Genomic DNA, 18,011 nt, shown 5'->3' on the forward strand with positions numbered 1-18,011 from the left:
TTTATTAATACATATGAAAGGACCTGGCTATGGCCGTAAGTTCGAAAACGGTAGGGATTGTCGCAGGCGCGGTCGTCGTGGTGGGGGTGGGCGGTTATCTGGGCGCTCAGGCATTCGTGGGCAGCGAAGTAGAGAAATCGCTTGAGCAGGCCTTTACAAGACTCGATGCCTCGCCCTCCTGGCGCGTCACCGATGTTCACATCGACAAGTCTTTGTTCGATACCCGCGCCACGGCGACGCTCGAGATGGTGGCTTACGAGGGCGTGACCGCCGATGTCGATCTACTGGTCGATCACGGCGTTTTCCAAAGCCCGGTGACCGGCACCATTCTGCCCAACGAAGCACTGTTCAGCGGCGTCATCGACATCGATATGGTGGCCTCACTAAGCGGCGTAGAAGGGCAACTGAGCGCCGATACGCTTGGTCTTCTGCAGGCCGACGGCGAGATCAATGGCGCGGTCATGGATTTATCCTTCAATGACGAGCAGCGCTGGCGTTTCGACCTTCGAAGCGACGACATCCTGTTGACTGACCCGCCCACAGAGATGACCTACCGACTAATCTCGCCAAGCGCTACGATGGACGCGCGAGAGAGTGAGGAGGGAGTCCTTCGCCAGCGCCTTCACATACCGCGCCTTGAACTACTGACCCAAGGGGTGACGCTTTATATGGCGGATGTCGAGTTCGAGGCGGTCAACGAGCGTATCGATGATACCTCCTTGATGAACCAAAGCGCTTATTTGACGGTGGACGATATGGGCGTCGACGACACATCCATGGGCCGTTTCTCGCTCAATATGCCCGCGGAAAATCTGGACATGCAGGGCCTGCAGGACTTCTCAAAAGCCTACTTGCCCTTGGAGCAGATGCAGCAGACGCGGGAGGAGGACCCAGGCGCCGTGGACGAAGCGCGCTACCGCGAACACCTGATTGGCGCCATCGAAGGCGGCTATGAGATTTTGAATAAAAGCCCGACCCTGGCCATCGACCCGCTCGAAGCCCATATCGTGCTGCCGGAAATGGGCCTGGATTTCAAACCCCGCCTGACGGCGCAGATACGCTTCGATGGCGAGGGCCTTTCCAAACAGGCGCTTTATAGCGCGGTGTGGGATCGCGATTTGGCTTTGCCGGCGGCGGTAGACGAGGGAGCCGATACGCTAACCGAGGCGCAAGCCCTCGAGCAGCTTTTCGACCGCCTTTACATGAGCGTTAGCGTGAGTACCCCTCCTGAAGAGGCCATGATGCTAATCCCCATGCCGTTTAGTTTCATGCTCGACCCGGGGCTCGAGCAGCAGACGCTTACGGTCGAGCGCGGCGAGGTCACTCTCAACGGCGAGACGTTGATGTAGCCAAACGAGCTGGCCTCGTATCACCGAAGGGCCCGGTGCCAGTACGCTGGCGCCGGGCGTTTGAACGCTTCATTTAACATTTTCAAGGAATGAAAAATGCGTGCTGTTGCCATCGCAAAATATCTGTCGCTCGTGGTGGGCCTGGGCTTGTTGGTGGGGGCTTTTTTCCTTTATCAGAGTTCGGCGGCGTTTCTCGACCAGGCCGCGAGCGCGCAGGGTACGGTCACCGAGCTGATCAGGACTCGCTCTGAGGATTCCGTTACCTACCGCCCGGTGGTCGAGTTTACCGCCGAGGGCGGCGCGCCGGTGGAGTTCGTCTCGCCGGCGGGCAGTAATCCGCCAGGCTATTCCCCGGGGGAGCGTGTCGAGGTGCTGTATGACCCGGCCAACCCGGTGGATGCGCGGTTGACCGGCTTTTTCTCGGCCTGGGGGGCACCGTTGATCCTTGGTGGCCTGGGCGCCGCCTTCTTTTTGAGCGGCCTGGCGATGTTTGTAGTGCCGGGCTTCAACGCCCGTAATGACAAGGCCCTCATGGAAACCGGCCTGCGTATCGAGTCCACTTTTCAGGGCGTCGAGCGCAATACCGGTCTTTCCGTTAACGGCAAGAACCCCTACCAGGTGGTGTCTCAATGGCTGAACCCGGCGACCATGCAGGTACACGTGTTCAAAAGCGCCAATATCTGGTTCGACCCCTCCATGTATATCAGCACCGATACCGTGGCGGTATACATCGAGCAGGACAATCCCAAAAACTATTATATGGATTTAAGTTTTTTACCCGCGCTTGCCAAGTAGTGCGATGATGCAATGACCGAGCAGCTCTTTTGGCATGCAAACGTCGCGTTTCGGCGTCGTCTTGCCGCTTCGTTTCAATCGACCAAGACAAGGATCCCTCATGGTAGCCACTCTCATTATCGCGGCGATTATCGCGATCATCGTCTTTTACACTATCAGTGTTTATAACAAGCTCGTCTCGCTGCGCAATCGCTTTCAAAACGGCTTTGCGCAAATCGAAGTACAGCTCAAACGTCGCCACGACCTAATCCCCAACCTGGTGGAAACCGCGAAAGGTTACCTGTCCCACGAACGTGAGACCTTGGAAGCGGTCATCCAGGCGCGCAACTCGGCGGCGTCCGGGCTCCAGGCGGCGGCGGCCAACCCGGGAAGCAAAAAAGCCATGGCCGAGCTTGGCGGCGCGGAAGGGGCGCTTACCCAGGCGATGGGTCGGCTCAACGTGGTGATGGAAGCCTACCCGGACTTGAAAGCCTCCCAGAACATGCAGCAGCTCTCGGAAGAACTCACTAGTACCGAGAACAAGGTCGCCTTTGCCCGCCAGTCGTTCAACGATGCCGTCATGAGCTACAACACCTACCGCCAAAGCTTCCCGCCGGTCGCGATAGCACCGATGGTCGGCCACGGCGAGGACGCCGCATTTTTGGAGTTCGAGGACAGCGCGCAGATCCAGTCCGCGCCCGAGGTATCGTTTTAAGGCGTTTTACAAGGATGATGATGCATGGATTTCTTCACGGCGCAGGACGACGCCCGGCGTAAAACCGGGCGGCTGGTCATTTTATTGATAGCGGCCGTCATGGCCCTCATCGTCGTTACCACCCTGGTGGTTACGCTCGTTGTTTATTTCATGGGCGATCAGGGGGCGGGTCAGACCAAGCTGACGGCTAATGGCTTGCTGGCGGCACTCTCACCTGAGCTAGTGGGTATGGTAGCGCTTGGCGTGGTTGCACTGGTGGGCTTTGGCGGGCTGTTCAAGCGCTTTCAACTGCGCCGCGGTGGTGGCCGGGTCGTCGCCGAATCGCTGGGCGGCAGGGAGATCGACCCCGCCACCGAGAACGCCAACGAGCGCCGTATTCTCAACGTGGTCGAAGAGATGGCAATTGCCTCGGGTACGCCGGTACCGCCGGTGTATCTTTTACAAGAGGCGGGTATCAACGCCTTTGCCGCCGGCTTCGATACCCGCGATGCGGTGATCGGGATTACCCAAGGGGCAATCGGTCATTTGAGCCGCGACGAGCTTCAGGGCGTCGTGGCCCACGAGTTCAGCCATATCCTGCACGGTGACATGCGTTTGAACATGCGCCTGATCAGCGTGCTTCACGGTGTGCTTTTGATTGGCCTGTTGGGCTATATCCTGCTGCGCAGCACAGCCTTTCGCGGGCGCTCCATGCAGCGTACTAACGACAATAATGGCAAAGCGGCGATTGTTTTAGTGGCCTTGGGCGCGGCGCTCATGGTGATCGGCTACGCGGGCACCTTTTTTGGCAACTGGATCAAGGCGGCAGTGAGCCGCCAGCGCGAGTATCTGGCCGATGCATCCGCGGTGCAGTACACGCGCAACCCACAGGGCATAGGCTACGCGCTGATCAAGATCGGCTCGAGCAGCCGCGGCTCGCGACTCGACACCGCCCAGGCAAGCGAGTATAGCCATATGTTTTTTGGCCAGGGCTTGAAGGCTGGCTTTACGCGCTTGCTGGCCACCCACCCGCCGGTCGAAAAGCGCATCCGGCGCGTAATGCCAGGCTGGAACGGCGCCTTCGATGCGTCGTTGAGCGCACCCACCGCCGGCGGCGCTACCTCCGGGGCGGCCTCCTCTCAGGCCGCGGGCTTTACAGATACCGGTCCCGCACAAAGCGTTGGTACGGGCATGACCGGCGCTTCGGCCCAGGCGGCCATTACGGCCATGGGCCAGCCGGGGCCGCGCCATCTTTCCCAGGCGCGTGCGACCCTCGATGCGCTGCCAGCGCGGATCAAAGCGGCCGCCCAGGACCCCTATGGGGTACGGGCGCTGATGTACGGGTTGTTGCTGAGCCAGCAAAACCAGGTGCGCCAGGCGCAGCTCGAGCTTTTAAAGCAGTCCGCCCAGCCGGATGTCTATCGCGCGGTGATGAGCCACGCCGGTGAGATTCTGACCCTAAGAGACGAGCTTCGCTTGCCGCTGATGGAGCTTGCGCTGCCCGCACTCAAGAGCCTTTCCGAGAGCCATGCAAACCGCTTTAGTGACTGTATCAAAGCCCTGGCCGAAGCCGATGGCCAGATTAGCCTGTTCGAGTGGACGCTTTATCACTGGCTGGTTCATCATCTGGGGCTGACCAAAAGCGCAGACGGCCCGGCCAATCGCAAGCTCACCGATTTACACAACGAGTGCCAAATCCTGCTTGGCGTACTGGCAAGCGCCGGGCAGGATGATACCTCGGCCATCGATGCGGCCCTCAGCGCCGCCGCCCAGGAGCTACCTTTTGAGTTGGCTTTGAGCGCCAACGTCGATGACCGGCGTGCGCTAAGCCAGGCGGTGAGCCGGCTGCGCCGCTTGAAGCCGCAGCATAAATCGAAGCTTTTGCAGGCCATGGCCCGCTGTATCGAGCACAGTGGCGAGATTCGCCCGGCGGAAGCCGAGCTGTTTCGCGCCACGGCGGACATGTTGGGCGCCCCGGTACCGCCGCTACTCATCGAGCCCTGATCAGGCTAATGGGCCAACGGCCAGGTGTTATACCCGGCCGTGCGTTGGGTTTGGTCAAACCGGTTCAGGTGCCGCCCCTTTGCACAACCTTTCTTGCAGCGTATCGACCAGGCGCGCGACCTTGCGCGTCGCCTCGGCAATCGATGCCGCCAATACCTCACCTCCCGCTTCCTGGCCCTCGATGGCAATGGTGTGAATGCGGGTAATTCCCATGAATTCGAGCGCCGTGGCCAGGTGGGTTTCGAGGTGGTTCATGTGCGCCATTTCTTCGCCTGGCGCCATGTGCATTCCCCCTCTGGCCGCCAGTATGACCACATGGCGTTCGCGCTCGCTTAGTGTGCCGGTATAAGGGTCGAGCGGTTGGGTCGTGTCGATATCCACCGTTCGACCGGCCCTGATGACCTGGTCGACCCACGCCTTGAGAGGAGCCGGCATGCCGAAGTTATAAAGCGGCGTACCGATCACCAGGAGGTCGGCGGCGATCAATTCATCGACCAGCTCATCGCTTTCCGCCAGCGCCGCGTTCATCCAGGGCTTGCGGCGCGCTTCAGGCGTAAAGGCGGACGCTATCCAGTCGTGGTCGATGAAAGAGGGTGGGTGTTGCCCTAAATCGCGGTAGGTGACAGCGTCTTGCGGCTGGCCGCGCTGCCAGCGCTCGACGAACCGATGCGATAAATAGCGGCTATGAGAACCGCGGGGGTCGGTACCCGCGATGCCGGGCCGGGCGCTGATATCCATATGCAGAACGTGGGACATGAAGGGACTCCTTTTATGAATTGCGTTCATCTATGATTAACGACACAGCCAGCATAAGCCGGCACTAATAAGCCGGACAAACGACCTTTTTATTCAGCAACAGGTGAGATGAATTCATCCATGAAAAAACGTCGTTTACCCTCGTTATCCGCGCTTCGGGCCTTCGAAGCTGCGGCCCGGCACGAAAGCGCCAAGCAGGCGGCACTGGAGCTTTCGGTCACGGCGACGGCGATCAGTCACCAGATACGCATTTTGGAAGAGGCGCTGGGTATGGCGCTATTTGTGCGCAAGCCAAGACAGCTCGAGTTGACGCCCCGCGGCCGCGCGTTGTATCAGGTTTTGGAGTCGTCCTTCGATGCCATCAGCCATACGATCGAGCGGCTAAGATCCATACCCGAGCGCCAGGCCATCACCCTGACCACGACCCCGGTGGTCGCCGTGCGCTGGCTACTTCCCTGGATCTACCAACTGCGTGCGTCCAGTCCGGATATCGACCTGCGTCTGCATGCCTCTCAAGAGCCCGTTGCCCTGGATGGCATAACGGCGGATATCGCGATTCGCCACGGCGACGGGCGCTGGCCCGGGCTAATGGCCAAAAAGCTGTTCGATACTACCTTGCTGCCGGCCTGCAGCCCGGCCCTTGCCCGGCGTTTGCAAGCGGACATAGCGGCGTACCCGCTGATTCACTTTCGACCCCAGGGCGTTATCGTATCGCCCATGGACTGGCCCGGTTATCAGAAGAAAACCGGCATGAAAGGGCTGGATATTGGCGCCGGGCTGGCGTTTTCCGACGAAAGCCACGCCATTTCAGCCGCCGTGGCTGGTCAAGGTGTCATTCTGATGAATCGTCAGCTGATCGAGGAAGAGTTGGCCGAGGGGCGCCTGGTTCAGCCCTTTGGCGAGGAGCTTGAAGATCGAGCGTACTTCCTGGTTTATCCGCAAAGCCGCCGTCTTGATCCGGCCCTATTAGCCGTTATCGAATGGGTCATGGCGGTGTCACAGGAGGCGGCTCGAATACCGAAGTAAGACCCAGTTTTATACCGTTATCTTGTTTAGGTGGTCCGGACATACGACGTCTTATTTTTCGCCTTTACTGAAAAAAGGGTCATCAAGACAGGCGATTGAGGCCCGTTCGTTTTACTGAGTCTTCTGACGCGTCGCGGTGGTTTTGCGCTTGGTGTAGCGCTTTTTGGGTTTGCCGGCGCTGCGCTTGGCCGGGGTGGCCGCTTCGCCCTGGGCGCTTTGCAAACTTTGTCTTAGCTTGCCCGCATCGCTTTGGCCAAGCAGCCCGCGCAGGTCGTCGACCAGCGCTTGCTGAAAGGCGCCGGCGTTGTCCTGGCGCTCGGCAATACCGCTTAGGCGCTGCTCCCAAAGCGCGGTGCGCTCCGGCGTACTCACTGCGCTGGGTAAGGCGGCAATCAGCGCAGTGCCCAGTTTTGTGGCGCGCAGCGCCTTCTGTTTGCGCACCAGATACCCCCGCTGCACCAGGGTTTCGATGATACCGGCCCGGGTTGCCTCGGTGCCCAGGCCGTCGGTGTCGCGAAGCGTGCGGCGCACCTCCACATCTTCCACGTAGCGGCCGATGTTCATCATCGCCTTGATAAGGCTGGCGTCCGAAAACGGCTCCGGCGGGCGGGTCTCTTTCTCCTCGACCCCCGCGTTCACGACCTGACAGGTTTCGCCCTGGGTAAGCGGCGGTAGCGGCGGGGCGTCTTCTTTGGTGGTGAACAGCGGCTTCCAGCCGGGGTCGAGCACGCTCTGGCCTCGGGCGCGAAAGGCTTCCCCCAGAATCTGAAACTCCGCCTTTACCTCAAAGGTTTTGAGCGGCGGGTAGAACTGGGCCATTACGTTGCGCACCACCAGGCGGAACACCTGGCCCTCGGTTTCCGAGAGCGCGGAGAAGTCCGCCGGTTTGCCGGTAGGCGCGAGCGCGTGGTGGGCGCCGACCTGCTTGTCGTTCCAGGCTTTCGAGCGCAGGCTGAAATCTGCGCCTTCTAGCCATTTCGCAAGTGTCTCGTCATTTTGACAGGCCCCGGTCAGGCTACGCTTGGCAAGCGGCAAGTGCTCTTCGGGTAGATAGCGGCAGTCCGAGCGCGGGTAGGTAATCAGCGTGTGGCGCTCGTAAAGACGCTGGCACACGTCCAGCACGGCCTGGGCCGAGAGCCCGAAGCGCCGCGCGGCGTCCACTTGAAGCGCCGAGAGCGAGTAGGGCAGCGGCGCGTTCTGGCGCTTTTGCTGCTGGTCGAGTTTGGCAAGCGTGCCCTGAGCGCCGGGGAGCTGGCTCGCCAGGGCGTCGGCGGGGCCGCGCTCGACCAGTCGGCCCTGGTCGTCTAGGGGCTGGCGCTCGTTGGGTACCCACCAGGCGCGTAGTTGGCCCTGGGCCACTTTGAGCTCGGCCCAGAGCGGATAAAACGGGTGGGGCTTGAAATCGCGAATGGCGTTGTCGCGGCGAACGATCAAACCCAGTACCGGGGTCTGCACGCGACCCACCGAGAGCACGCCGTCGTGGCCGGCCTGGCGGCCGGTGATCGTCCAGGCGCGGGTCAGGTTGATGCCATAGAGCCAGTCGGCCCGAGAGCGCGCCTGGGCGGCCTGATAAAGCGGCTGAAACTCCTGATTGGGGCGCAGCTTGTCGAGGGCGCGCGCCACCGCCGGGCGGTTAAGGTCGCTCACCAAAAGCCTCGAGACCGGGCCTCGGTAGTTCAGGTACTCGATCACCTCCTGCACCAGCAGTTGGCCTTCCCGGTCCGGGTCGCCGGCGTGAACCACCTCGCTTGCCTGTTTGATCAGCTTGCGAATCACCGCCAACTGACCGCGCGCCTGGCTGCGCGGCGCTAGTTTCCAACGGCCGGGTACGATGGGTAGCCGGTCCAGGCGCCACTGTTTGTCCGCCGGGTCGTAACTCTCCGGTGGGACCTGCTCTAAAAGGTGGCCCAGACACCAGGTCACGGTGGTATCGCCGCATACCAGCGCGCCGTCCTGGCGCCGGGCGCTACCCGGCAGGGCATCGGCAATCGCCCGGGCGAGGCTGGGTTTTTCGGCGATAATCAAGCGCATACGCGAAGGGCCTTCGAGTGATTAGAGCGCTCCATGGTAGCAGAGTCGACCCTTACACTCGAAAGCCCAAAAACGCTTGGGGCGTTATCCACCCCCGCCTGGCGGCGGCGCTAGAACTTGACCTCCATGCCGATACCGAATAGATCGTCCCGGGTTTGGCCGTCGACGTTCACGCGGTCAACGTTGTATTCGGCGTATACCTTGGCCCGGGGGATTGGCTGGTAGGAGACGCCGAACACGACCTCGTCGACACGTCGGCCCTGGTAGGCCAGGTCGTCCTCGGCCTCTTCGTTGTTGTAGCCCGCCATGATCAGAAATTTGCCTAGCTCATAAGCGGCGGCCAGCTCATAGAAGTGGCTGGAGAACGTCTGATCGTGGGCGGCGTTCATGGTCTTGTAGCCGTTGAGGGCACCAACGTAGAACGGGTCGAAGCGCCAGCCTACGCCCAGCCCCCAGCTGGTCATATCGCCGAGTGTGTCGGTGGTGCCTTGAAAGCTTTGGCGCTCATAGGCGCCGACGAAGTCGATTTCGTTGTCGGTGGTGTAGCGCGCCGAAAAGCTGTATTGGTAGTCGCGATCGCCCACGCTGGTTTCGCGAGGGCGGCGTTCGTCCTCGAACACGTAGCTGCCGCGCAAGTCCCAATTACCGATATCGTAGCCCAACGTCAGCTGGTCATCCTTTTTACTGGCAAAGGGTTTGATGCCGTTGATCTTGTTGTCGTTGGCCGAAGAACCGTACAGCTCGAAAATATCCGTAACGTCGATGAGCTGGCTGGTCGAGCTTTTCGTCCGGCCGATGGCCATTTCGAGCTGATCCTGGTAGCGAAAGCCAAGCCAGGCGTAGCGAACGTCGATGCCGTCGGTCTTGGCGTCGTTTTCGTCCTCGGCGCTAAGCTGCCATTCGAGCTTACCCAAAAGGTCCAGCTCATCGGAAAAGCGGTACTTGAACTGGGGCCCCAGGCGCGCCTTACCGTCGCCGCCAAAATGCAGGCGCCTTGCCGGGTTATCCTTGTCGTACTTGAAAGCGCCGGCTTCGTATTGCACTTTGCCTCGCAGGTCGACCCGAAGGTCCTCGTCCTGGTAAACGATGGCCGCGTGGGCGCTCTGAAACGCCGCAATGGCAAGCAGTAGGGCAGTGAGTGAAGTCTTCATGTTCGTATCCCTTGATGAAATTTGGGCAGCAAGTGGCCGCTCCATTGATCGAAGGATCAAAAGAGGGCGTGGTTATCAGTGTGTTAATTCTTTGGGTTAAGGGCGCTTACTTGTTAAAAATCGTTTTTTAGCGCCTCGATATCGTCTTGTAGGGTGTTGCCCAGGGCGATTCCGCTTTCCTCGACCTTGTCGGCGTAGTACGCCTTGACGCTTTCCCACTCGTAATACGGGTAGGCCGTCGTCGCCACGGGAAACGCGACTTCGCGTTCGTTGTGCAGCATCTTGACCAAAAGCTCGCCGCTATTTTCGTAAAAGATCCACTGAATATTGGCCGCCATGGCCGTGATCGCTTTGCCATTCCAGGTCGTAATAACCCGCGCCGGGTCGTCCTGGCTTTGATCGGCGCCCTCGATTTCAAGGTACGCGGCCAGCGGCATGATCATTTCCGCGTGGGTAAAGTTGAAAATGCCGCTGGCGTTATCCTCTTCGAGCGCTTGGTCGGTCGAGGTGATCAGCTCCTTGACCATGGGGGCGGCAATTTCTCGAGGCAGGTCGCTCGTGGTGAGCGAGGGGCCCTTGGCGTAGAAGGCGTCCATCAGGTCGAGGTCTTCGTACCAGGCCAGCTGCTCTTCGCTGAAGTACTGCCCGAAGTCGAAAGCCCCTTCGCGGGCGATGTTGGGCGAGATGATGTAGAGCTGGTAGAGATTGTTGGCGGCGTCCGTGGGGGTGGCGAGCTTGACGCGGCCTTTGGCGTCCTCCAAGGCAAATTCGCCCTGCGCCAGCTCCTCGAACAGTTCGTCGTCGATGAATTGCTCGAGAATATCCCGGGCGAAGTCGCGGGTCTCTGACCGCCCGTCGAGGTATGTCTCGAGCACCTGCTGCCATTCACCGCCGCTTTTGTAGTCGCGATACCGGGTCGCCAGGTCATAAGGTCTTAGGTAAGGGTCGCGGCCTTTGGCGTACTGCTCGGCGATGATCGGCGGGGTGGCATCGCCTAGCGCGCTTTGAAGCCCTGCCAGGAAGTGGTCGCGGCTTTGCGGGGTCCGGTCCTTGTAGGTGGCGTGGGCAAGGATCGGGCGACCCTGTTCGAACAGGGCCGTGAACCGATCGCCCAGGCGCTCGCCTATCCCGTAAAGCTCCTCGCCGCCGAGGATCGAGAGTTCGCCGTAAACGCCTTCTTCGAGTGCCATGAGCCGGGCGATTTGCTGGCGCAGTTCGCTTCCGGCGGCGGTGAGTTGGCCGCGCTCGTCGGCCAGGGTGAGCAGATCGAAAAGCGTTTTATCGTACTTGGCGCTGGAAAGGTGGCGCGAGCCGTGTCGGCCCACGTACTGGATAAACACCGGCTGGTAGCCTTCCGGGGCCGGGGTGAGGTCGGCGGCCACGTAATCGTAGGGCGACTTGGTGCTGAAGTAGGTCGTGGCTTTAGCGTTTTCATCGTTTGCCTGGGCTTGCGCCAGGGCCTGGGTGGCGGCCAGGCCGCAGCAGAGCGCGGCGGCGCCCACGGACCAGTGAGTCAACTGCATGGGAAATCTCCTTTGGCGAGTCAATGACGTTATGTCGTTTTGGGCATACGGATGATGCGTGGCCGTTTTTAAAGGCACAGCGGGGCCCCTTCGCCGCGTCATGGCGAATAAAATCAAGGTATTGAGTTTTTAAACGGTGGTGGTTAGCCTGGCCGGATGGTGTTACGCCACACCGGTCTTGCGGGTAGCTGGATGGTCTGGCCCGCCACGCGCTCGTCCGCCAACTGCTGGGCCACCGAGGCCGCGATCTCCTCGACCGGGTGATGAAACGTGGTCAGTCCATAGCTTTCCCAGCTGGCTTGCTCGATGTTGTCGAAGCCCATCACGCACACATCGCGCGGAACATCGAGCTTGAAGGTGTGCCGGGCGGTATCCAGAAAGCCGCAGGCGAGTAGGTCGGTGGTGCATAGCACCGCGTCCGGGCGTTTGGCGCGGCCGAGCAGCTGACGGGCGGCTTCCTGGCCGGTGGCGTAGCGGGTGGGGCCTGCGCGCACCGTGGTGACGGCAAGCCCCGCTTCGTCGATGGCTCGAATGAACGCCTGCTCCCGGGCGAGCAGGCTGGGGGTGCCGGCGGTCGAGGTAACGAGCCCAAAAGAGCGGCAGCCCGCGCGATAGAACAAATCGAAAGCCTCCTGCATGGCCTCTTCATGGCCCAGGGTAATATGCACCGGGCCATCGAAGACCTGGCCGCGGTTCACCAGCACGACGCGCAGCCCGCTTTGGATACAGGTCTGAACGAGGGATTCTGCCGGTGCGCCGGAGAGCACCACGACGGCGCTCGCCCGGTATTGCAGGGCCTGGTGAAGGGCGCTCTCGACGGCCTGGGCTTCTCCAGAGGTATTGATCAGCATGACCGCCCGGCCAAGCGCCTGAATATGGCGGCTCACCGCCTCCAAAAGGCTCGAGAGAAACGGTGAGCCAAGATGGTTGCCGACCAGGCATACCGGCCGTGAACTCTCCTGGGATAACCCGCGCGCCAGGTGATTGACGTGGTAATTGAGTTCGGCGGCGGCGGCGAGCACCTTTTGGCGCGTCTCGTCGGAAACGCTGGCGCCGTCGGTGAACGTGCGCGATACCGCCGAGCGCGAAACGCCCGCCAAGCGTGCGACTTCTTCCGCGCTAGCAAACTTGCGTGAGCTGCTCATCGGGTGCTCCCTGACGCAACAAAGTGACCTGGTCGGCGGCGATGTGCGCCGCCTCCAGAAGTTCCGGCTTGGGCGTTTCGAACCACTCGTCCGGATGCAGCTCGCGCTTTTGGCGCACGTGGGCCACCGCGCTTTCGAGCGTAGGGTAGCGGCTGGGCAGCTCCAGGTGCAGGAATAGCGCCACCAGCGTGACCGAGCGGCTGCGTCCTCCGCGGCAGTGAACCAGCACGTTGCCTTTTTCCCGCAGCGGGTACGAGGGCTTGTCCGGCATGACCTGGTCGAGCGCGGCGCGAACGATGAAATAGCCCGCCAGTATCTGCTCGTGGGGGTTACCGGGGCCGTCGATCATGCCGATCTTATAGTAGCGAAACGCGCCGGTGCCGTGCGTTAAACCGCCAGGCGCCGGGGCTGGCCCGGGTTCGACCAGGTTGATGTCGAGGTTGACCGCGCAGTTGATCACGGTCGTAATCCCGCGCTCGTGAAGTAGCGCTGGCTGGCTGGCAGCGTCGCTGTCGCCGATATAGAGCGCGACGTTTCGCCCGGGTAGTTCGGACTCGATCAGGCTCAGGGGCGGGCGCGGGTAGTGGATTTTGGTCATGCGATTTCAGGCTCTTCGAGTTGACTGCAGTGGGTTAGGGAGTCCGCGATACCCGGTGCCGCGGCAAGCACCGGGCCACCCCGGTCGAGGGTGCCGGCCAAAGAGAGGTACGGCTGGGTTATCCCGCCGGCCTCCTTGACCATGAGAAGCCCCGCCAGGCTGTCCCAAGGGTTCATGTGCTGCTCGAGATAACCGTCGATACGGCCTTCGGCCACCCAGGCCAGCGCCAGGGCGCCGGACGCCCCGCGGCGTATATTGGCGCCCTGGCTCAAAAGCGCTTTTTGCACGCTCAAATAGTCGTGCAGGGAAGTTCGTGTCGACCAGCCCATCTCGATCGTGGCGGCGGTGAACGTATCGGTATCGGCGACGCGAATCGGGTCGCCGTTTTTGTAGGCACCTTGGCCGCGTTGGCTGAAATAAAGCTCCTGGGTGCAGGGGTTGTAAATAGCGCCCAGCTGGGTTTTGCCCTCATCCACGAAGGCGATACACACACAATAATGCGCAATGCCCCGGGCGTAGTTGGCGGTCCCGTCGATCGGGTCGACGACCCAGGTCGCGTTACCCGTGAACTCACCGCCCGTTTCTTCGCCTAAAAAACCGTCCTGGGGAAAGCGCTCACAAAGCGCGTCACGAAGCGCTCTTTCGACCAACGTATCGGCTTCGGTCAAAAAGTCCTGGGGCCCCTTGAGCGTATAGCGCCCGGGCGTACGGTTTTCAAACAGGCGGTGTGCCGTAAGACCCGTTTGCTGAATGACCTCTTTGAGAAATTCGGCGCGGGCCGTCAGCGCGTGTGACGAAATGGGCATAGTAGTCCTTGGCATTAACGTTTGAGCATTGTGTCTTGTTATTGAGCCGCCATTTTTAAGATAGCGTTTTAAAGTTGGCTTCAACGACGGTAGTTGAGCATCCAAAGATCCTGCCACTCCTGCCGATTATCCCAGTCGTCGATGGCGGTACTCGGCGAGTAGTCGAATAGCTGTGCCTTGAAGGCGCCGATACCCGAGGGCTCTTGCGCGGGTAAAGCGATATCCGAGCGGGTCGAAATTTTTCCATCCACGGCCTGGGGGGCGATGCCTTCGGCGGTCAGCAGGTAGTGAATGAAGAGTTTGGCGGCGTTGGGGCTTTGCGTGCCGCTGGCGATCAGCCCGATCGAAGGGTAGGTCCAGCCGATCCACGGGGTCAGATCCTCGCAGATTCCAAGCTTCATGCCGTTGGCGTTTTCGCGAAACTTGGCGGTACTGGTCAAACCGATAAAGCTGTCTTGCTGGTCCGGGGAGCCTACCGCTTCGGCAGCGTTGGAGTCCGAATCGGTGAGCAGCGGCGCGTTGGCCGCCAGCGCGCTGACCCAGGCCGCGGTGGCACTTTCTTCGCTTTCATCGAGCGGGTGGCCGTAGTGCGCCTCGAACGCCTCGGCCATCGCCTGGTCGCTGTGCTGCGCCATCTGGTTGAACCAGTCCACGTAAGAGGGCTTGCCCAACGGGTCCTGCATGGTGACATGGCGCGCCCACTCCGGGTCGGTCAACGCCCAGACGTTGTCGATAGGGCAGCTCTCGTGTAGCGCGGTGTTATAGGTCCATACGTTGGGCGCCATGACGATCGCCAGCGGGTCGCGGTAGCGCTCGCTGACCGTGTCGGCCATCTCCTCGGGAAACCAGTTGAAGGCGAACCCGGTCTCGAGCAGTTGGGCCACGGCCGCCGGGGCATCGGCCAAAATGGCCACGTCGGTTTGGATGTTGTCAGCCTGCGCCTCGCGAATGATCCGCTCCAGCGTATGGGGCGCCTTCGACTTGACGCCTTCGGCTCGAACGCCGTATTTGGCAGAAAAGTTGGCCGCCTGCTCGACGATCTTGCCGGTCGAATCGTAGACCGTGATGGCCGGCTCCTCGCGCGCGGCGGCGATGAGTTCATCGAGCGAACCTGGCTGTTCGGCAAAGGCAAGCGGCGTCGAAACGAGACTGACGGCAAGGGCGATTCTGGTTAGCGTGCGCATGGCGAATTCCTTTAAACGGCGTGCATGTAAGAGGTGGTGGAGGCGCTGTCGGGCGCCGCGTTGGCTTTTAAAAGATGAGGGCGTTCGAGGCGGCGGCCGTGGTGGTCAAAAAGGTGCAGATGCTGCGCCTGGATATGGCAGTAGGTGGCCTCGCCGGCCTTTACGCCGGGGCGCATTTGGGTCGAAAGGTGTAGCGTTTGGCCTTCCACTTCGAGCTCCAGTATCCAACTGCCGCCGGTGGGCATCACGTTTTGCACCCTGGCCGGCAAGGCACCGGCTTGTCCGGCACCGGCCAGGTGAATGTCTTCCGGGCGTATACCCAGGCTGTGCGTGGGTGGGTCCCCATTGAGCCGGCGGCCCAAACGGGACGCGGCGGCGACCTGGTTGATCGGCGGGTTGCCGATAAACTCGGCCACGAAGCGGTTGGCGGGGCGGGCGTAAATATCGTCCGGGCTGCCGACCTGCTGAAGCGTGCCCTTACTCATGACGGCGATGGTATCCGCCAGGGTCATGGCCTCCCACTGGTCGTGGGTGACGAAGACGATGGTGGTGTCGAAGGCCTGATGAAGGCGTTTGAGCTCGGCGCGCATTTCGATGCGCAGCGAAGCGTCAAGGTTGGAAAGCGGCTCATCCAGCAGCAGTACCCTGGGTTTCAATACCATCATACGAGCGAGCGCCACGCGCTGCTGCTGGCCACCGGAGAGCTGGGACGGGTAGCGTTTGGCATAGGCGGCGATGCCGAGCTTTTCCATGACATCTTGGGTGCGGGCGCGCTGCTCGCGCTCGGGCAACTTGCGAAGACGCAAGCCAAAGGCGATGTTCTGCTCGACACTCATATGCGGCCAAAGCGCGTAGCTTTGAAAGACCAGCCCCAGCTCGCGTTTTTCCGGTGCGACGAAGCACCCCGCCTTGGGCGAGTCGACCAGTTGGCTGCCAATGAAGAGCTGGCCCTGGCTCAGGTGCTCGAGCCCGGCGATCATGCGCAGCAGGGTAGTTTTGCCGCAGCCTGAAGGGCCGAGCAGGCACATGAAGTCACCGTCTTTGATCGTCAGGTCGATCGTGTCGACGGCCATCGTTTGGCCGCCGTACTGCTTGCCAATGGCGTCTAGCGTGATAGTCGGCATGATTAATGCTCCAGGCCCTGGGCCAGGCCCGTTTTGGTTAATTTTTGCGTCAGGATCGTGCCGCCCCAGGCGAGCAGGGCGATCATCAGGACAACGGCGTTGGCGGCCTGGGTGTAGTTGTAATCCACCAGCCGAAGTGAGTAGGTGGTCAGCACCTCGGTGGCCGGTACCGCCAGGATAATGAACAGGCTCACCCCCTTGATGCCGGAGATGAAGGGCAACACGATGCCCACGACCAGCGCCCCTTTTTGGATGGGAACGATGATGCTGACCATGCGCCGCCACCAGGTGGCGCCGGCGATCTGCGCCGCCTCTTCCGGCTCCTTGCCAAGCTGGGTCATGGCGGAAATCCCCGCCCGCGAGGCAAACGGCATTTGATCGGCAATCAAAGCGAGCATGAGAATCAGCGAGGTGCCGTAAAGCGCCGGCACGGGGCCGCGCTGTACCGCAAAGAGCGAAAGCGTGGCGGCGGCGAACGCGATACCCGGCACCAGGTAAGGCATGAAGGTGAGCTGGCGTAAACCGCTGGCAAGCCAGCGCCAGGGCGTGCGCGTCACGACATAGCCCACCAGCAGGCCCAGCAAACCCGCGCAGATAGAGGCGCTACCCACGATACGCAGGCTATTGCCGGTGGCCGACCAAAACTCGGGCGTGAGCAGGATGCCGTTTTGCAGCGCGATCGTATCGAGGTCGGTGCCGATCCAGTAATCCAGCGTGAAGTTGGCGGCGTTGAAGCGCCCCGGGATATGCATGACCGTGGAAAGAAAGAGCGTGAGAAGCGGCAAGACGACACCGATGATAAACAGGAAGGCGGCAAGCAGGGTGGCCGGTAGGCGCCAAACGCCCAGCGGGCGGCGGCGCTGCATGGCGCCTTTGCCCCCCAAAGTGACGAAGCGGCGCGCTTCGCGCATCAGGTATAGATCGATGGTCAGCGTGATACAGCCCAGCACCATGATGGCCCCGGCCAGTACGGAGGCCACGCCGGTTTGGCGCGAGGAAATGGACCGAAAAAGCGACGTCGAGAGCGTATCGAACTGCACCGGCAAGCCCAGAATATAAGGTACGGCGAATTCCCCCAGCGCATCGGCCAGAATCAGCACCATGGCGGACATCAGCGCCGGGCGCATGAGCGGTAAAATGATGCGAAACGCCACGGTGGTGCGGCCAGCGCCCATGATCCGCGCCGAGTCCTCGAGCTGGGAATCGAAGCGGCGCAGGGCGTTTCCAAAAAGCAGTATGACCAGCGGAATATAGTGCAGGGCGAGTATCAAAATCATGGGCACCGCGCCGTAGGCCAGCCAATCCGGCGAATCATAACCCATGGACTCTACCCAGCCGGGCTGGCCGCCCATCGAACGGTTTTTAAAAAGCGTCGTCCAGGCAAGGGCGAAGGTCCAGGTGGGCAGCATGAAGGGCACGATCAGCGCGGTGGCAAACCAGCGCCGCCCCCAAAGGTCGGTACGGCTCAAAAGCCAGGCCATGACGCCCCCCACGACCATGGCGATGCTCATGGCGCCGATGGCAACGCCCAGGGTGTTGAGCAGCGGCTGCCAAAACAAGCGGTGGGAAACCGGGGAGGTGAACACGCGTTGGAGATAGTAGAGCGTAAAGCTGCCCTGCTCGGTGCCGATGCGCTTGGCGTCGCCAAAGTTGACGTTGATGGCGTCCAGCAAAATCGACAGCACCGGCGCCAGGATCAGATAGCTGAACGTAGCCAATAAGGCCAAACCCAGCAGCGTCGCCGGATTTTTCAAGCTCAGCTGCAACGCTCGATAACGGGGGAGCGGCGTGTGAATCGACCCGGCCATGAGTAGTCCTCGTAAACGCAATTGACAGCCGACGGCAT

At 61.2% G+C, this 18,011-nt stretch carries 15 protein-coding genes; 5 read left to right on the forward strand and 10 right to left on the reverse strand.

The features are described 5' to 3' along the window. Positions 1-29 precede the first annotated feature (29 nt). The 4 genes from ACWHVV_RS08790 (at position 30) to ACWHVV_RS08805 (ending at position 4,821) form a co-directional block, all read left to right on the forward strand. Entirely contained in the window at positions 30-1,349 is a 1,320-nt protein-coding gene (locus tag ACWHVV_RS08790; RefSeq protein WP_447928990.1) for a DUF945 family protein, read from the forward strand. A 96-nt stretch (positions 1,350-1,445) separates the two neighbouring features. Continuing rightward, complete coding sequence (locus ACWHVV_RS08795) at positions 1,446-2,144, forward strand: DUF3592 domain-containing protein (RefSeq protein WP_447928991.1); 699 nt, start codon at positions 1,446-1,448, stop codon at positions 2,142-2,144. Between the two features lie 100 nt (positions 2,145-2,244). After that, entirely contained in the window at positions 2,245-2,838 is a 594-nt protein-coding gene (locus tag ACWHVV_RS08800) for a LemA family protein (protein WP_447528703.1), read from the forward strand. A 24-nt stretch (positions 2,839-2,862) separates the two neighbouring features. After that, on the forward strand, positions 2,863-4,821 hold the full coding sequence (locus ACWHVV_RS08805; protein ID WP_447928992.1) for a M48 family metallopeptidase: 1,959 nt from the start codon (positions 2,863-2,865) through the stop codon (positions 4,819-4,821). A gap of 54 nt (positions 4,822-4,875) precedes the next feature. On the opposite strand, the gene ACWHVV_RS08810 is transcribed toward ACWHVV_RS08805, so the two are convergent. Further along, on the reverse strand, positions 4,876-5,577 hold the full coding sequence (locus tag ACWHVV_RS08810; RefSeq protein ID WP_447928993.1) for an FMN-dependent NADH-azoreductase: 702 nt from the start codon (positions 5,575-5,577) through the stop codon (positions 4,876-4,878). A 120-nt stretch (positions 5,578-5,697) separates the two neighbouring features. Here ACWHVV_RS08810 and ACWHVV_RS08815 point away from each other — a divergent pair, with 120 nt between their 5' ends. Further along, positions 5,698-6,603 carry a LysR substrate-binding domain-containing protein gene (locus ACWHVV_RS08815; protein WP_447928994.1) on the forward strand — a complete coding sequence of 302 codons (906 nt, stop codon included), beginning with the start codon at positions 5,698-5,700 and terminating at the stop codon, positions 6,601-6,603. A gap of 111 nt (positions 6,604-6,714) precedes the next feature. On the opposite strand, the gene ACWHVV_RS08820 is transcribed toward ACWHVV_RS08815, so the two are convergent. The 9 genes from ACWHVV_RS08820 to ACWHVV_RS08860 all read right to left on the reverse strand — a co-directional run bounded on the left by ACWHVV_RS08820 (position 6,715) and on the right by ACWHVV_RS08860 (position 17,973). After that, on the reverse strand, positions 6,715-8,634 hold the full coding sequence (locus tag ACWHVV_RS08820; RefSeq protein ID WP_447928995.1) for a DNA topoisomerase III: 1,920 nt from the start codon (positions 8,632-8,634) through the stop codon (positions 6,715-6,717). Positions 8,635-8,744: 110 nt separating this feature from the next. Continuing rightward, a complete protein-coding gene (locus ACWHVV_RS08825; RefSeq protein ID WP_447928996.1) occupies positions 8,745-9,785 on the reverse strand; it encodes a porin in 1,041 nt (346 codons plus the stop codon). Positions 9,786-9,898: 113 nt separating this feature from the next. Then, entirely contained in the window at positions 9,899-11,308 is a 1,410-nt protein-coding gene (locus ACWHVV_RS08830) for a histidine-type phosphatase (RefSeq protein WP_447928997.1), read from the reverse strand. A gap of 143 nt (positions 11,309-11,451) precedes the next feature. Next, positions 11,452-12,453 (reverse strand): LacI family DNA-binding transcriptional regulator, encoded by a 1,002-nt coding sequence (locus tag ACWHVV_RS08835; RefSeq protein WP_447928998.1) that lies wholly within the window; start codon positions 12,451-12,453, stop codon positions 11,452-11,454. Next, the gene (locus ACWHVV_RS08840) at positions 12,428-13,051 is read right to left on the reverse strand and encodes a dual specificity protein phosphatase family protein (protein WP_447928999.1); all 624 of its coding nucleotides are present in this window, start codon (positions 13,049-13,051) and stop codon (positions 12,428-12,430) included. The genes ACWHVV_RS08835 and ACWHVV_RS08840 overlap by 26 nt, the downstream gene beginning before the upstream one ends. Further along, on the reverse strand, positions 13,048-13,857 hold the full coding sequence (locus tag ACWHVV_RS08845; RefSeq protein ID WP_447929000.1) for an inositol monophosphatase family protein: 810 nt from the start codon (positions 13,855-13,857) through the stop codon (positions 13,048-13,050). Before ACWHVV_RS08845 ends, ACWHVV_RS08840 begins: the two co-directional genes overlap by 4 nt. An 80-nt stretch (positions 13,858-13,937) precedes the next feature. Next, a complete protein-coding gene (locus ACWHVV_RS08850; RefSeq protein ID WP_447528713.1) occupies positions 13,938-15,041 on the reverse strand; it encodes an ABC transporter substrate-binding protein in 1,104 nt (367 codons plus the stop codon). An 11-nt stretch (positions 15,042-15,052) separates the two neighbouring features. Then, positions 15,053-16,165 (reverse strand): ABC transporter ATP-binding protein, encoded by a 1,113-nt coding sequence (locus ACWHVV_RS08855; protein ID WP_447929001.1) that lies wholly within the window; start codon positions 16,163-16,165, stop codon positions 15,053-15,055. A gap of 2 nt (positions 16,166-16,167) precedes the next feature. Beyond that, positions 16,168-17,973 carry an ABC transporter permease gene (locus ACWHVV_RS08860; protein WP_447929002.1) on the reverse strand — a complete coding sequence of 602 codons (1,806 nt, stop codon included), beginning with the start codon at positions 17,971-17,973 and terminating at the stop codon, positions 16,168-16,170. Positions 17,974-18,011: the final 38 nt, after the last annotated feature.

This window comes from Vreelandella sp. EE27 (assembly GCF_968206495.1).

Bases quoted from the DNA above. Each gene is read 5' to 3' on its own strand.
- ACWHVV_RS08790 (WP_447928990.1), top strand. From the start codon at position 30: ATGGCCGTAAGTTCGAAAACGGTAGGGATTGTCGCAGGCGCGGTCGTC.
- ACWHVV_RS08795 (WP_447928991.1), top strand. From the start codon at position 1,446: ATGCGTGCTGTTGCCATCGCAAAATATCTGTCGCTCGTGGTGGGCCTG.
- ACWHVV_RS08800 (WP_447528703.1), top strand. From the start codon at position 2,245: ATGGTAGCCACTCTCATTATCGCGGCGATTATCGCGATCATCGTCTTT.
- ACWHVV_RS08805 (WP_447928992.1), top strand. From the start codon at position 2,863: ATGGATTTCTTCACGGCGCAGGACGACGCCCGGCGTAAAACCGGGCGG.
- ACWHVV_RS08810 (WP_447928993.1), bottom strand. From the start codon at position 5,577: ATGTCCCACGTTCTGCATATGGATATCAGCGCCCGGCCCGGCATCGCG.
- ACWHVV_RS08815 (WP_447928994.1), top strand. From the start codon at position 5,698: ATGAAAAAACGTCGTTTACCCTCGTTATCCGCGCTTCGGGCCTTCGAA.
- ACWHVV_RS08820 (WP_447928995.1), bottom strand. From the start codon at position 8,634: ATGCGCTTGATTATCGCCGAAAAACCCAGCCTCGCCCGGGCGATTGCC.
- ACWHVV_RS08825 (WP_447928996.1), bottom strand. From the start codon at position 9,785: ATGAAGACTTCACTCACTGCCCTACTGCTTGCCATTGCGGCGTTTCAG.
- ACWHVV_RS08830 (WP_447928997.1), bottom strand. From the start codon at position 11,308: ATGCAGTTGACTCACTGGTCCGTGGGCGCCGCCGCGCTCTGCTGCGGC.
- ACWHVV_RS08835 (WP_447928998.1), bottom strand. From the start codon at position 12,453: ATGAGCAGCTCACGCAAGTTTGCTAGCGCGGAAGAAGTCGCACGCTTG.
- ACWHVV_RS08840 (WP_447928999.1), bottom strand. From the start codon at position 13,051: ATGACCAAAATCCACTACCCGCGCCCGCCCCTGAGCCTGATCGAGTCC.
- ACWHVV_RS08845 (WP_447929000.1), bottom strand. From the start codon at position 13,857: ATGCCCATTTCGTCACACGCGCTGACGGCCCGCGCCGAATTTCTCAAA.
- ACWHVV_RS08850 (WP_447528713.1), bottom strand. From the start codon at position 15,041: ATGCGCACGCTAACCAGAATCGCCCTTGCCGTCAGTCTCGTTTCGACG.
- ACWHVV_RS08855 (WP_447929001.1), bottom strand. From the start codon at position 16,165: ATGCCGACTATCACGCTAGACGCCATTGGCAAGCAGTACGGCGGCCAA.
- ACWHVV_RS08860 (WP_447929002.1), bottom strand. From the start codon at position 17,973: ATGGCCGGGTCGATTCACACGCCGCTCCCCCGTTATCGAGCGTTGCAG.